Here is a 13,538-nt window from a genome sequence, read left to right as displayed (position 1 = left end):
GCGAACGACCCTGACCAGGAAAGGCTCGACCATGCCCGTGGACGCTGACCGCATCGACGCCCTTCTCGATCGAGCCGTGGACGAGCGGGTGACACCCGGGGCGGTCTGGCTCGCCGGTGGCCCCTCGGGTCCTGATACCGGCGGGCAGGTCGGGCTTCTCGACCCGGATTCCCCCACGACACCGATGCGGTCGGACACCCTGTTCGACATCGCCTCGCTCACGAAGGTCACAGCGGTCTGGTCGGTGATCGGAACCCTGTGGGACGACGGCGTCCTACGTCTGGACGACCCTCTCGCCCACCTCTTGCCGGACCTGGCCACCGCCCCTCTGGGGCAGGTGACCGTGCGCCAACTGCTCACCCACACCGCCGGGGTACCCCCTCGCGCGCGGTTGAAGGCCCTCTACGGCACCGACTCCACCGAGATTCGTCGCGGGGTCCTCCACGAGCAACTGCACCGGACACCCGGGGAAGAAGTGCGGTACACCGACCGGGCCGCGCTCATCCTCGGCTTCCTCGCCGAAGAGCTCACCGGGCAGGCTTTGGACGTGCCCGCCCGCGACCGGGTATGGGCTCCCTTGGGTATGGAGCAGACCCGCTTCGGCCCGCTGCCTTCGGAACTGGTGGAACGGGCCGCGCCGACCGAGTTGGACGAGGAGACCGGTCGGCATCTGCGCGGCGTCCCGCACGACTTCTCCGCCCGTCTGCTGGGCGGGGTGTGCGGTATCGCCGGGGCGTTCTCCACGGCTCCGGATGTGGGTCGGTTCCTGGCGCACATGCTCGCCCCCGAGGAAGGTATGGGGTTCGGGGAGAAGTGGGTGGCGGAATCCTTGCGGGTGCAGACCGGCGAGCTCGAACCTCGACGCGGCCTGTTCTGGCACCCGGCCCCCGGAACCGATCCGGAGGAGGACGTGTGGGTGCACTACGGGTTCACGGGGACCGGGGCCTGGATCTGCCCACGCCAGGAGAGGTGGGCCGTCCTGATGACGAACAAGCTCTACTACACCCGCGACCGTGAGCCGATCACCGAACTTCGCGGAGCCTTCCGCCAAGCCGCGTTCCCGGCCAACGGCTGATCACAATCGAAGAGGGGGTCGTCGGAGACGGGTTCCGATGCGGAACTGCTTCCCGCGCACGCGGGGATGGACCGCGCTCGAGATCCAGGACGAAGCGCGGAAGCAAGTGAACCCCGCGCACGCGGGGATGGACCGTAAGGACAAGCGGCTTCGACGATCGCCATTGCGTGAACCCTGCGCACGCGGGGATGGACCGATGTCGTCGGTGGTCTCGTTCGGGAGGAACTGCTGAGCCCCACGCACGTGGGGATGGACCGTCACGTACGTCCCGCCCTCGACCTCGATGCGCCTGAACCCCACGCACGTGGGGATGGACCGTTCACGGAACGCGCGGAGCATCCCGCCCGGCGGTGAACCCCACGCACGTGGGGATGGACCGAGTCCCGTCCCGAACCTCAGGGGCAGGACGCGCTGAGCCCCACGCACGTGGGGATGGACCGGGTTGCCTCTCCAAGGGGGCCACATAGAGGCCCTGAGCCCCACGCACGTGGGGATGGTCGGGAGCTGGGGATCACGATCAGCGCGCTGTCCCACTGAGCCCCGCGTATGCGGGGATGGGGTTTGGGCGTGGGGAGGCCCCGGGAGCTTTTGTGCTTCCGGGGCCTCGGTGGTTCTGGGGGTTATCGGGTGAGGGTGGTGAGGAAGGCCGACCATTCGTGGGCGGGCAGGTTCAGCTCCGCCAGGGCGCGGTTCTGGGTGTCGCGGAGGTGGGTGGTGGGGCCTTCGGCTACTTCGACGCAGTTGGCGCTGTTGGCGCTGTTGGCGCTGTAGCTGGACTTGTGCCACGTGGGCTGTTCGTTGAGCATGTGCTTTCTTCCCTTCGAAGCGGGGGAGCTCCGGTTCGGGGTCAGCGGGTGCGGAGGGTGTGGAGCAGGGCGGACCATTCGGTGCTCGGGAGGCTGAGTTCAGCGAGCTCGCGGTTCTGGGTGTCGCGGATGGCGGCGCCCTGGGCGATGACGCGGGCCTCGACGCAGTTTCCGCTGGCTGCGCTGTAGGTGGATTTCTTCCAGTACTCGTTCATCATGCGTTGCTGCCTCGATCTCTCAGATGGGGGCGGAGAGTTCTCACCGGCGAAGAGCCTGCTGGGGGAGGGCTCTGCCGTTCCGCGGTGGGCCTGTCGGGAGTCAGTTCGTGCGGAGGGTGCTGAGCAGGGCGGTCCACTCTGAGGTGGGAACGCTGAGCTCGGCGAGGCCGCGGTGCCGGGTATCGCGAATGCCGGTGGTCGGGCCTTCGGAGGCCTCGACGCAGTTCCCGCTGCCACTGCTGTAGGACGACTTGTGCCAGGTGCGCTGTTCGTGGGTCATGGTTCGCCTGTTCCTTCGGAGTGGGGGGTGACTCATGGTGAGGGTCAGCGCGAGCAGAGTGCGGTGAGCAGGGCGTTCCATTCGGAGCCGGAGACGCTGAGCTGGGCCTGGGCGCGGTGTTGGGTGTCGCGGATGTGGGTGGTAGCGCCTTCGGAGACTTCGACGCAGTCGCCTCCGTTGCCGCCGCTGTAGGTGGACTTGTGCCACGTGATTTCGCTGGTCATTCGCTGTCCGTTCTCTTCGGAGGTCGGAGGCTGACTGCTGCGGGGCGGAGCTTCTTCAGGGGGAGTCGAGAGAGGCCGTGCGCTCGGGGAGCGGGGGTGTTCTCAGATCATGACTTCGGCTGAGACGATGCGGAGGCACGCAACTTCTTCTTCCCCGCCGAGCTGGGGAGTAGTCCTTGTTTCTTCTCGCTCAGACATATCTCCCCTTGCGTCGTTACGTGTCGGAGTTACTCTAGGAGTGCACGAACACGACCGACCCCCGCCACTAACCCTGGCGGGGGTCGGTTTTCTCTAGGGGTCAGCGTGTCTGGAGCGCGTTGAGCAGGGCATTCCATTCGGAAGCGGGTACGTCCAGGTGGCCTAGCTCTCGATTCTGGGTGTCCCGAATACCAGTGATCCTGCCCTCAGCCACCTCCACGCAAGCACCCTGGTTGCCGCTGTAGCTGGACTTGTGCCAGTCCTGTGCGCGCATGACTACTCCTTCAGCGATGCGATGAACTCGATGCTCTCGGCGGGGGAGAGCGCCAAACCGCGAAGCGCCCCGAACCGCTCCAGACATAGTGCCACGACATCGAGATCCGCAATGATGTGGCCATTCTCTGGAACCTCTGCGTATACGAGGCACTCCAGCAAGGTCATCCTCAAAGTGATGAACGCACCGTTGAGGGCGCCGTGCGACCCGCGGTTGAAGGGCATCACTTGGATCTGGATGTGACGTTGATGGGCTCGCTCGATGAGGTGTTCGAGTTGGCCATTCATCACAGTCCGGCTGCCCACCGACCTGCGCAAGGCTCCTTCCTCGATGACGAAGTGTACGAGCGGTGGGTTGTCTCGGTCGAGGATTTCTTGTCGCTCCATCCTCGACGCTAGGAGGCGTTCTTGCTCCTCAAGGCTCACCGGGGGAAACGAGGCCCCCAGAACGTCAGCTGCGTAGTCCTGGGTCTGAAGTAGTCCAGGCACAGCTTGGGGCTGAAACTCTTGAATGACCTGGGCTTTCGCTTCGATGTCGACGTACTTCTGGAACCACCAAGGCTGGGCACGTTTCGCCCCCGGCCACAGATCCAGCAGCCGTCCGTGGCCGTTGAGGGCCCTGTCGGCCTCTTGCGCGAAGAACTTTGAAGGGCGCCGTTCGCCTCGCTCGATTGATCCGACCTGCTGTTTTGAGGTCTTCGTCAGTTCGCCGAGCTCACGCTGGCTGACATCGGCAAATTCGCGCAGACGTCGAACTTCTGCACCAAACTGGTTGATAGCGGCTTGTTCTGCGGGTGTGGCTTTAGGGGGCATGGCCACAGAGTGCCACAGATGGCCTCTGATGACTACCGAAAGTCAAAGAGCGAACGCACTTTGTGCTCATCACTGGCGCACGTCTTGGCTGCTCATGCATGGTGACTGCACGAGATCACACAGAAAACCCCGGGGGCCGAAGTCGAAGGCGGCCGCCCGGGGTTGTGACCCACCCCGATATGCCCGAGGTGAGACGAATGAAGTGTACTGCTCTGAGGCCGCGCCACGACAGGCCTTTGTCCTCTGCCTACCAAGTCCTCCACTACCCCGACCCCGACAGGCTGGGGCTTCGCGTTCGGCACACGGTGGCCGCTCGTGCCGCTGCGCAGAACTGGGTGCGTCGCCACGCTGCTCGGGGGATCGCCAACCCGATGGCCGCCGTCGAGATCGCGAACCGGGCTTCGTTGATCGCGTGGGAGTTGATGGACAACGCCCACCGTCATTCTCACTCGGGCGCTCCGGATCAGACGCTCACGCTGATGCTGGAACGTTCTCGCTACCTATTGTCGATCACGGTCACCGACGCCGGCCCCACCCCCGGATGCAAGAGGCTCTCTTTCCCGGAGCAGAAGAGCCACGGTGGCGGTCTGGGGCGGGTGGCTTCACTCTCCTTCTATTGGGACTGGGACGGATGCGCAGGCCTACCGGTCACGGTCAAGGCCCGGATCGAACTTCCCTGACCAGCCCCAAGGAGAACACCGTGAGCATGATCCCGACACAGGTCCGACGCACCCTCCCACCCACCACATTCACCCCGCCCAAGGCCACCGCTCCCACGCCCGCCTCATCGGTACAGCGGGGCAGGCACGCCCTGCCGTCCCGGACGGCAACCTCCACCCGCCCCAAGGCCGCTGATACCTCAACTACCTCGGTCATCCCGAAGGTGCGGAAGAGCTGGTTCGGTCTTCGGCGCCGGTTCGCGCACTGGGCCGGGTTCCTTTCGGCCCCCGAACCCGAGCGTCCTGTCCCGCCGAAGCCTCCGGTACCGCTGCCTCGGCGCACCCCGCGATCTCCGTCCGGTCCTCCGACCCCCGCTTCAGGGGTGACGGAGCAGAACGCGGCCGCGGAGTTGAGCGCGTTGCGGTTGTTGGGTCGGTTGAGCGTGCAGCAGAGGTTGGCGCGGGTCGACCACAGGTTGAGTCTGGCCCGGTTGTTGGTCGACGGGATCTTGGACGAACGATCTCGGGTGGAACGGCAGTTGCGCGAGGCCGAACAGGCCGAGCAGGACGCCGGCACTCAAGAGCTGGGGGTCGCGGTCAGGCGCTACCTCGCCATGGGAGGTCGGACATGGACGACCTCTTGACCCCCGCCCAGGCCGCTTCTCAGTGGGGGGTGTCGTATGCGACCGCCGCCCGCTGGGCCCGCGAAGGGACCATCCCGGCTCTGCATGTGGGGCGTCGTTACTACTACCTCCAGGGCACCGTCGACCAGGTCAGGCGAGCCCGCACCACAGGTGTCGCCCCCTATCCGAACCACGACGCGAATGCGGGGGTAGCGATGACGATGACCTGGGGCGCGGCCCGCAGCGGAACCCTGCTGGATCGTGAGGAATGGGCGTTGACCAACGCGGCCCGCACCTTCGACTACCTGGACTACGGCAAGGATTCCTGGACCCAGGACCGCCACACCGCCGTCAAGATGGCCCAGGCCTCACCCGGTCTGGCGGGGCAGATGTTGGTGCACCGCAAGGCACGCGAGTGTGTGGTGGACGTGGTCTGCCGATCGTTCTCGCAGATCGTGGATCTGGGGTGTGGGTTGCCGGCGATGCGCCGCGCCCCGCACGAACGGGGCCGAGTGCTGTGGGGAAGTCGCGCGAGGACGGTCTATGTCGACCACGACCTCGCCGCCTTGGCTGCCGTTAGGGCGTGGTGGGAACACCCGGCTCAGGTTCGGGGGTACAACGTGCGGGTCTTGGACCTGGATCTGCGCTACCCGGAAACCCTGGTCAACGCGTTGGGCGAGCATCTGGACCTGTCGATGCCGGTGGGGGTGATCTCCACCCTGACCCTCGACCATCTGGAAAACGAAGAGCTGTCGAGGTTGGTCGAGGCGTTGGCCTCCCGGCTGGCACCGGGAAGCGGATGGGGGATCACCCACCTGTCCGAGATGACCGGCGCGGCCAAGGTCTACACCGACCAGGCCCGGGAGCAGGGTGCGGATACCCGGTTAGTGGCACGCGAGGCGGACGGGTTGCGGAAGGTGTTCGAGTCCGCAGGTTGGGGGCGTTGGCGGGGCTTGTCGCCGCGTGAGCCGGGTGGGGGAGGACCGCCGATCGCCGCTCTGACCACCCTCGCCCGGCCTGACGGCTGCGCCGAGACCGGCTGATCGGGTCGTGAAAAGACTCGGTGCCCTCACCGGACAAGTGAGGGCACCGTAGAGCCCGCGTGGGCTCGTTCCCGGGGGCGGTGGCCGCCGCCCCCGGGGTTTCAACCGCAAGAACAAGCAGGTAGAGGATATTTCATGAAGATCGTGCAGACCCAGGGTCGTAGGTCCTTGACCGCCGGGGTGTGGCACAAGGCCGAGGCCTCTCAGGGCGCCTCCAACTGCGCCGCCGCCAAGCTCATCGCGGGCGGGAACGTGTTGATGGGCGACACCCAGAACCCCGACCAGGTGCGCCTGACCCTGCCGGGCAGCGCTTGGGACGCGCTGGTGCGCACCCTCGCCTGACCGACCTCACTAAGACGACGGGGCACTTGCGGCCTGGCAGCAGCAACGCGTGGCCCGTCCGGTGCCCCAGGAGGCGCGCCCTCCTGGGGCCCACCCCCCGAGTCACAGCTCGCCCGGAAGCACAGAGAAGCTCTCGCACCTCTCGTTCACCGGGCCCCAAGCAGCCCGAACGATGACCGGCCCGTGTCGGCGAAGAGCAAGGAGGCTCAGGTGGATCAGGACGCGGACTCTCTGTGCGTCGACAGCAAGAAGGAGCTCGGCGTTCACTTGAAGCGGTTGCGCAAGGCGGCCGGGTTGAGCGGTTACCGGTTGTCGGGGGTGGATCAGTCGACGGTTTCGCGGATCGAGACCGGACGCATCCGCCCCTCCCATGAGCTGATGATCCGCTTGCTGGATGCCTATGAGGCCGATCAGGAGGGGCGCGAGCAGGCCTATCTGCTGTGGGATCAGGCCCAGCTCCCCCTCCAGACCCGCCGCCGCCAGGTCGAGGGCACCCGCGCCGCGTGGGACCAGGCCGCCCGCCCGGCCTGCGGCCCCACCCTGCTGGCCGGGGCCAGTGCGGCCGAGGACGCGGCCCGCTACCTGACCCGCGCCCAATGGGCCGGCAACAGCCCCGCCCGCAGGAACGCCCTATTGGACGACGCCGAAGGACGCCTGGTCCAAGTGCTGGCCGCGCTGCATGCCGCCCGGACACGGACCCGCTGAACGACCACGTTTTTCCACGACCCCCGACAACGACCGACCCCCTTTGAGAGAAGAACATGACGCAGCCGGATGTCGACCCCATGGACCTGCTCACCCCCCAGGAGGTGGCGCAGGCCTTTCGGGTGGATCCCAAGACCGTCCGTCTGTGGGCCCAGGAAGGCAGACTGCGCTGGGTCCGCACCCTCGGTGGCCATCGCCGGTACTTCAAGTCCGACGTCCAACGCCTGCTCACCGAGCCCGGACGATGATCCGTCTGCGGACCGCGCCAGCGGTGTGAAAGCCGGTGTGGCGGTGCGGTCGACCTCGGACAACGCGGACCACCTCTTCGCGAGGTCCGGCAGGTCCCGTACCGCCGCGCCCGCCAAGCCCCGCCGCCTTCGGGTGGCGAGGCCCCGTCCGGACCTGGTTTCGGGTGGGGTCGTGGGGGAGTGGGCCGGGGGTGTCACCACCACCTCCGGCCCCTCCAGAACACACATCACCGCACGTCGATGCGGAGAAGAGCGCTCCGCACTCGACGAGCCGGAACAGCCATAGAACGTGAGGGCCGGCTGGATATCGGAGCCCAGGGACTGGAGACCCGACGGGCACCGATCGGGACCCTCCGCGGGGGCCGCACCCGAGCACTTCGGGCACGGCCCCCGACCAACGACCACCCCACTACCGGAACACCCCGCACGCACCCTCTTCCGCGAACACCCGGCGTGTGGGAAGGGCCCCTCGAACAGGGGCCGGTCTCCGGTCGGAGCAGGCCCCGCTTCTCCGGTGAAGCCCCACCCACTAACGCGTACCGACCCTCAGGAGCCGACCAGCAGGTAGGCCAGAGGGGTGGTGATGAGGACGCTCAGGGCCACCCGCTGGAACCAGATCACCACCAGGTTCCACACCGTCAACGGGATGCTCGTGGCCAGGACGCAGGGGACCAGGGCGGAGAAGAAGACGATGGCCGACACCGACACCACCCCCACGACCAGGCGCAGGACCGCGTCCTCCGCGCCCGCGGTCATGGTCGCGGGCAGGAACACCTCGGCGATGCCGGCGGAGAGCGCCTTGGCGGTCTCGGCCGGTTCGGGGAGACGGACCAGCCAGGTGAAGGGTAGGAGGAGGTAGCCCATCAGGTCGAAGACGGGGGTGTACCGGGCCAGGATCAGGCCGAACGTTCCGACCGACATGATCGACGGCAGGATGGACATCGACATCCGTACGCCCTCGACGAGGTTGGTCCGCACGCCTCGGGCCAGGGGAGGCGCCGCGCGCAGTGCCCTGCGGGCCTCCGCCCAGGCGGCCTGGAGCCGTCGTTCGTCGATCCTCTCCTCGGGGTGGGCCGTAGCCCCGGGGAACGGGGTGTCGGGGATCCGGCTCAGCGGCGGGACGCGGACGAGGATCGCCGTGACCGCGTAGGTGACGAACAGCGACAGCAGGAAGTAGGTCGTCCACATCCCCATCAGGTCGAGGGCGTTGGCGATGACCACCATGAACGTCACCGAGACGGTGGAGAAGCCGACGGCGATGATGGCCGCCTCCCGGCCGGTGTACCGGCCGGAGCGGTACACGCGGTCGGTGATCAGTAGTCCGAGCGAGTAGCTTCCGACGAACGAGGCGGCGGCGTCCACGGCGGACCGTCCGGGGACGCGCCACAGGGGCCGCATGACGCGTTGCATGAGCACGCCGACGAACTCCAGCAGGCCGTAGCCGACCAGGAGGGCGAGGAAGACCGCCCCGACGGGGACGAGCAGGCCGACGTTGACCGCGACGGAGTCGAACAGGAACGGGGCCAGATCCTCCTCCAGGAACCAGGCCGGGCCGACCTCCAGGACCACCATGGTGGCGGCGACCAGGCCGACGACGTTCAGGAGGGCGAACACCGTCCGGACCCGGTCGCGCCGCCACGCGCCGGTGGCGAAGGGGACCACCGTGCCCGCCGCGATGATCAGCCAGATGACGTAGGGCAGGGTCGGCCCGAGACCCTTCTGGACGAGGCCGACCAGGTGGTCCAGGGGGATGGCGTTACGGTCGCCGATGGTCAGGGGCACGAAGAACATGAAGATCCCGATGCCGCTGTAGACCACCAGACGCCAGACCCCGGGCGTCCTCTCGACGGTGGTTCCCTCGCTCACCCGCGCTCCTCTCGTCGTTCCGAAACGCACGATCCCGGCAGTGAACCAGGAGGTGACCCAGGTCACCCAGGGGGTGTGGGAGGGAAGGGTCTGATATCTCGGACGTTTCCCTTCGGAACGTGTCGATTCGGACGCGGAGGGTGGTGGGAGGGGCGGTCGCCCGCCCCTCGGGTCAGGCCGGGTCCTCCTCCAGCGCGCGCAGGTAGTCGGCGAACCTCTCCAGCCCGTCGATGTTCCGCGGCCCGGAGATGCCCTCGTTGTAGTCCAGGACGAAGAAGTTCTCCTCCACCACCGCCGGTACCTCGGCCAGCGCGGGGAAGGAGGTGAGGAAGTCGATCTTGTCCTCGGCCGACTGCTCGCCGTAGTCCAGCACGATGATCACCTCGGGGTCGGCGTCGACCACGGCCTCCCAACCGACCCGGGTCCAGCGTTCGTCCAGGTCACCGAAGACGTTCTCGCCCCCGGCGTGGGAGATGATGTCCTGCGGCGGCACCTGGGACCCGGCGGTGAACGCCTGGTCGGTGCCGGAGTCGTAGAGGAAGACCGACACGGGGTCGCCCTCGGGGGCCTGTTCGACCACCCGTTCCACCCGTTCGCGGTACCCCTCGACCAGCTCCTCGGCGCGTTCGGGCACCCCGAAGATCGCGCCGAGCCGTTCCAGGTCGGTGTAGAGCCCCTCGAAGGGCGTCTCCCGTTCGGGGAAGCCCGGATAGTTGTAGCAGGACTCGGTGTGCATGAAGCTCTGGATGCCGAGCCCGTCCAGGATCCGCGGGGTGATCCCGCGCTCGTCGCTGAAACCGGACCGCCAGCCGGCCACCACCAGGTCGGCCTCGGCCTCCACGACCAGCTCGCGGTTGAGCAGGTCGTCGCCGAGGAACTCCACCCGCGCGTAGTCCTCGGCCCAGGGCGACTCCTCCACCGGAGGGTTGGCCGGGGGCATCACGTAACCGTGCACGTGGTCGGCCAGGCCGAGGGCGAACAGCTTGTCGGCGCTGCCGCCCTCGTAGGCGACCGCCCGCCGGGGCGTGGTGTACTCCACCTCCTCTCCACAACGAAGGACGGTGGTGGTGGAGGCGGCCGTCCCGTCCTCCTCGATCCGGGCCCCGCAGGCGGTGGACAGGACGGTGAGCGCGAGCGCCGCGCAGGCGAAGGGGACGGTGGGGCGGGGGGTCCTCGTGGTGGGGGAGGGGAGGGACATCAGGCTTCCTTTCGTGCGGTGGGCAGGTGGTAGAGCAGCTGGGTGCGGCCGGTCCGGGGGTGGGCGACGACGGTGGCCTCGACCCCGAAGACCGTGTGGAGGAGCTCCTCGGTCAGGACCTCCTCGGGCGTTCCGACGGCCACGAGCGCGCCCTCGGAGAGCACACCGATGACGTCGCAGGCCGCGGCGGCCAGGTTGAGGTCGTGCAGGACCACGAGCGCGGTCACGCCCGACTCGCGGACCAGGGCGAGCAGTTCGAGGCGGTGGTGCACGTCGAGGTGGTTGGTGGGCTCGTCCAGGACCAGCACCCGGGGTTCCTGGACCAGTGCGCGGGCCACGAGGACGCGTTGACGTTCGCCGCCGGAGAGCTCGAGCACCCCACGTCCGGCCAGGTGAGCCACGCCCATCCGGGCCATCGCCCACCGGCACAGCTCGCGTTCGCGGGCGTCGAGCCGCCGGCCGCCGGGCAGGTGCGGGGTGCGCCCCAGGGCGACCAGCTCCTCGACGGTGAAGTCGAGGTCGACGCCGCCCTCCTGGGTGAGCGCGGCGATCCGTCGCGCCGAGTCGCGCGGGCTCATCGCGGCGAGATCGTCCCCGTCGACCAGGATCCGTCCCTCGTCGGGGGACAGGGCCCGGTAGACGCAGCGCAGGGCGGTCGACTTCCCCGATCCGTTGGGGCCGACGAGGCCGAAGACCCGGCCGTCGGGCACGTCGAGGGTGAGCCGCCGTACGATCCGCCGACCGTCCAGGTCGACGGAGAGGCCGTCCAGACGCAGTTCCATCAGCGACCTCCGAACAGGTAGCCACGCCGGCGCATCAGGGTGATGAAGACCGGGACGCCGACCAGGGCGGTGATCACGCCCAAGGGCAGTTCGCGCGGGGCGGCGACGACCCGGGCCACCAGGTCGACCCAGACCATGAGGACGGCCCCGGCCAAGGGGGCGACGGTCAGGACGCGGCGATGGTCGGCGCCCACGAGGATGCGGACGATGTGGGGGACGACCAGGCCGACGAAGCCGATCGCCCCGCTGACCGCGACCATCGCGCCGGTCATGACGGCGGTGAGCAGGAACAGGCGTCGGCGCAGGCGAGGGGCGTCCACGCCCAGACCGGCGGCGGCCTCGTCGCCCAGGGCCATGACGTCCAGGGGGCGGGACATACGGCGCAGGAGGAGGACACCGATCAGGATCGTGGCGGCGGCCGGGGGCAGGGCGCCCCAGGTGGCGCCGCCGAAGCCGCCCATGGTCCAGTACAGGACGGTGCCGGTGGCCTCGTTGCCGGGGGCCAGGTAGACGATCACGCTCATGATCGCCTGGAAGCCGAAGGACAGGGCGACCCCGGTCAGGACCAGACGCAAGGGGGTGACCCCTCGACGATCGTGGGCGATGGCGTAGACGAGCAGGGTGGCGGCCAGGGCGCCGAGGAAGGCCCCGACGGAGACGGCGTAGACGCCCAGGGCGGCCAGACCGCCGACCACGCCGACCAGGACCGCGCCCACCGAGGCCCCGGAGGAGACGCCGAGGATGTAGGGGTCGGCCAGGGGGTTGCGGACCATCGCCTGGACGGCGACGCCCACCGCGCCCAGGCCCGCGCCGACCACGGCGGCCAGGAGGACCCTCGGGGTGCGGATCTCCCAGACGACCTGGTGACGGGTGACCTCGTCGGCCGAGATGACACCGCCGGTCAGCGCCGCCCAGAGGTGGCGGAGGGTCTCCAGGGGCGGGATCACGGCCGAGCCGAGGCCGATCGCCAGGACCGCGGACAGGAGGAGGAACAGGGCCAGGAGTGTCGCCGCGACGGCGGTTCCGGCGGGGGTGGCCAGACGGCGCGGTCGGTGTTCGGGGGCCGGCGCGGGGTCGGGCGGGCTCTGGAGGGGGGCTTCGGGGTCGGGGGGAGCGGTGGTGTTCCGCATCCGACCTCCCTTCCGATTTAGGAATGAAAACGGTTTTCATTCTAGACATGGTGGGGGAGCACGCGGGCCCTCGGGCGGGGTGCGGCCCGGGCGACGTGCGTGTCTCGGGGATCGAAGGGCCTTGTCGGGAGGGGGTCGACAGCCGGCGGCTGCCGTCCTACGCCGCCGGTGAGATCGACGTGCCCTTCGTCGCCCTGGGCAGCGACGAGGTGATCGACCGCGACACCTATTGGGAGGAGCACTCCCACCCCACGCACGAGCTGCTCTGGAATCTGCGGGGCGCCTCCTCGGCGACGGTCGGCTCCCGCGTGTGGTCCATCACCCCGTCGATCGGCCTGTGGATCCCTGCCGGGGTGCCGCATTCGGGGTGGACGCCCGCGGGCACCTGGCACCACGCGGTCCAGTTCAGCGTCCGCGAGGTCGCCCCGCTGTCCGAGCGTCCGGTCTCCGTCGAGATCACGCCCCTGTTGAGGCTGCTGCTCGGAAGGCTGGCGGAGGGGGAGCTCTCCGCCGAATCGCGGGCCAGGACCGAGGCGATGGTGCTCGACCTCCTCGCCCCGGCCCAGGGCGAACTCCTGCTGGACTACCCCGAGTCGCCCCTGCTGCGGCCCATCGTCGAGACGTTGCGCGAGGACCCGGGCGACACCACCACCCTGGCCGTGTGGGCGGCGCGGCTCGGGGTGAGCGCGAGGACCATCACGCGCGCCTTCCACGAGGCGACCGGGCTCGGTTTCAGCCGTTGGACGGCGGCCGCCCGTGTGCAGCACGCGATCACGATGCTCGCGCGGGGCGACGGTATCGACGAGGTCGCCGAGCGGGTCGGCTATCGCTCGGCCAGTTCGTTCAGTACGGCCTTCCGGCGGGTGACGGGGATGAGTCCGGGGCGTTTTCGCGCGGGCTGACGCCGGTGCCCCCACGGCCCCGACGAGGGGGCACTCGTGCGCTGAATGTCCGTTTCGCGAATAACCGTGTCCCATCTGAGTGATTGCACGGTCGGGTGTGGCGCTCTAGGTTTGGTTAGGCAATCCTTACTTCGATGTGCGGCCCGGTCCGGC

Annotated in this window: 18 protein-coding genes; 8 read left to right on the top strand and 10 right to left on the bottom strand. The window is 68.7% G+C overall.

Translation table 11 applies throughout. The features are described 5' to 3' along the window. The first annotated feature begins 31 nt into the window (after positions 1 to 31). Positions 32 to 1,075, top strand: a complete 1,044-nt coding sequence (locus U9J66_RS04895) for a serine hydrolase domain-containing protein (protein ID WP_326337155.1) — start codon at positions 32 to 34, stop codon at positions 1,073 to 1,075. A 620-nt stretch (positions 1,076 to 1,695) separates the two neighbouring features. On the opposite strand, the gene U9J66_RS04890 is transcribed toward U9J66_RS04895, so the two are convergent. From U9J66_RS04890 to U9J66_RS04865, 6 genes are all read right to left on the bottom strand, one after another. Then, on the bottom strand, positions 1,696 to 1,881 hold the full coding sequence (locus U9J66_RS04890; protein WP_326337154.1) for a DUF397 domain-containing protein: 186 nt from the start codon (positions 1,879 to 1,881) through the stop codon (positions 1,696 to 1,698). A gap of 41 nt (positions 1,882 to 1,922) precedes the next feature. After that, positions 1,923 to 2,099, bottom strand: coding sequence for a DUF397 domain-containing protein (locus tag U9J66_RS04885; protein ID WP_326337153.1), 177 nt, complete (start codon positions 2,097 to 2,099; stop codon positions 1,923 to 1,925). Between the two features lie 100 nt (positions 2,100 to 2,199). Then, the gene (locus U9J66_RS04880) at positions 2,200 to 2,379 is read right to left on the bottom strand and encodes a DUF397 domain-containing protein (protein ID WP_326337152.1); all 180 of its coding nucleotides are present in this window, start codon (positions 2,377 to 2,379) and stop codon (positions 2,200 to 2,202) included. A 44-nt stretch (positions 2,380 to 2,423) separates the two neighbouring features. Continuing rightward, entirely contained in the window at positions 2,424 to 2,603 is a 180-nt protein-coding gene (locus tag U9J66_RS04875) for a DUF397 domain-containing protein (protein ID WP_326337151.1), read from the bottom strand. A 298-nt stretch (positions 2,604 to 2,901) separates the two neighbouring features. Further along, positions 2,902 to 3,075 (bottom strand): DUF397 domain-containing protein, encoded by a 174-nt coding sequence (locus tag U9J66_RS04870; RefSeq protein WP_161110262.1) that lies wholly within the window; start codon positions 3,073 to 3,075, stop codon positions 2,902 to 2,904. A 2-nt stretch (positions 3,076 to 3,077) separates the two neighbouring features. Next, a complete protein-coding gene (locus tag U9J66_RS04865) occupies positions 3,078 to 3,887 on the bottom strand; it encodes a helix-turn-helix domain-containing protein (protein ID WP_326337150.1) in 810 nt (269 codons plus the stop codon). A gap of 236 nt (positions 3,888 to 4,123) precedes the next feature. On the opposite strand from U9J66_RS04865, the gene U9J66_RS04860 reads away from it, so the two are divergent. The 6 genes from U9J66_RS04860 to U9J66_RS04835 all read left to right on the top strand — a co-directional run bounded on the left by U9J66_RS04860 (position 4,124) and on the right by U9J66_RS04835 (position 7,507). Further along, the gene (locus U9J66_RS04860; RefSeq protein ID WP_326337149.1) at positions 4,124 to 4,567 is read left to right on the top strand and encodes an ATP-binding protein; all 444 of its coding nucleotides are present in this window, start codon (positions 4,124 to 4,126) and stop codon (positions 4,565 to 4,567) included. A 362-nt stretch (positions 4,568 to 4,929) separates the two neighbouring features. Further along, on the top strand, positions 4,930 to 5,190 hold the full coding sequence (locus U9J66_RS04855; RefSeq protein ID WP_326337148.1) for a hypothetical protein: 261 nt from the start codon (positions 4,930 to 4,932) through the stop codon (positions 5,188 to 5,190). Beyond that, a complete protein-coding gene (locus U9J66_RS04850) occupies positions 5,175 to 6,212 on the top strand; it encodes a helix-turn-helix domain-containing protein (protein ID WP_326337147.1) in 1,038 nt (345 codons plus the stop codon). The genes U9J66_RS04855 and U9J66_RS04850 overlap by 16 nt, the downstream gene beginning before the upstream one ends. Before the next feature lie 135 nt (positions 6,213 to 6,347). Further along, positions 6,348 to 6,554, top strand: a complete 207-nt coding sequence (locus tag U9J66_RS04845) for a DUF397 domain-containing protein (protein ID WP_042283595.1) — start codon at positions 6,348 to 6,350, stop codon at positions 6,552 to 6,554. A gap of 183 nt (positions 6,555 to 6,737) precedes the next feature. After that, the gene (locus U9J66_RS04840; protein WP_326337146.1) at positions 6,738 to 7,259 is read left to right on the top strand and encodes a helix-turn-helix domain-containing protein; all 522 of its coding nucleotides are present in this window, start codon (positions 6,738 to 6,740) and stop codon (positions 7,257 to 7,259) included. Between the two features lie 80 nt (positions 7,260 to 7,339). After that, positions 7,340 to 7,507, top strand: a complete 168-nt coding sequence (locus tag U9J66_RS04835) for a BldC family transcriptional regulator (protein ID WP_014910824.1) — start codon at positions 7,340 to 7,342, stop codon at positions 7,505 to 7,507. Positions 7,508 to 8,053: 546 nt separating this feature from the next. Here U9J66_RS04835 and U9J66_RS04830 read toward each other — a convergent pair. The 4 genes from U9J66_RS04830 to U9J66_RS04815 form a co-directional block, all read right to left on the bottom strand. Next, positions 8,054 to 9,373, bottom strand: a complete 1,320-nt coding sequence (locus tag U9J66_RS04830) for a YjiH family protein (RefSeq protein ID WP_326337145.1) — start codon at positions 9,371 to 9,373, stop codon at positions 8,054 to 8,056. A 172-nt stretch (positions 9,374 to 9,545) separates the two neighbouring features. Then, positions 9,546 to 10,571, bottom strand: a complete 1,026-nt coding sequence (locus U9J66_RS04825) for an ABC transporter substrate-binding protein (RefSeq protein WP_326337144.1) — start codon at positions 10,569 to 10,571, stop codon at positions 9,546 to 9,548. Continuing rightward, the gene (locus U9J66_RS04820) at positions 10,571 to 11,353 is read right to left on the bottom strand and encodes an ABC transporter ATP-binding protein (protein WP_161111744.1); all 783 of its coding nucleotides are present in this window, start codon (positions 11,351 to 11,353) and stop codon (positions 10,571 to 10,573) included. Before U9J66_RS04820 ends, U9J66_RS04825 begins: the two co-directional genes overlap by 1 nt. Continuing rightward, positions 11,353 to 12,483, bottom strand: coding sequence for a FecCD family ABC transporter permease (locus U9J66_RS04815; protein ID WP_161111745.1), 1,131 nt, complete (start codon positions 12,481 to 12,483; stop codon positions 11,353 to 11,355). Before U9J66_RS04815 ends, U9J66_RS04820 begins: the two co-directional genes overlap by 1 nt. A 47-nt stretch (positions 12,484 to 12,530) precedes the next feature. Between U9J66_RS04815 and U9J66_RS04810 the strand changes: the two genes are divergently transcribed. After that, positions 12,531 to 13,385 (top strand): helix-turn-helix domain-containing protein, encoded by an 855-nt coding sequence (locus tag U9J66_RS04810; RefSeq protein WP_326337143.1) that lies wholly within the window; start codon positions 12,531 to 12,533, stop codon positions 13,383 to 13,385. Positions 13,386 to 13,538 lie beyond the last annotated feature (153 nt).

The organism is Nocardiopsis sp. LDBS1602, from assembly GCF_035818715.1.
GTDB lineage: Bacteria > Actinomycetota > Actinomycetes > Streptosporangiales > Streptosporangiaceae > Nocardiopsis > Nocardiopsis alba.
Note: the sequence above shows the minus strand (reverse complement) of the source record. Positions and strands in the feature narration are given on the sequence as shown.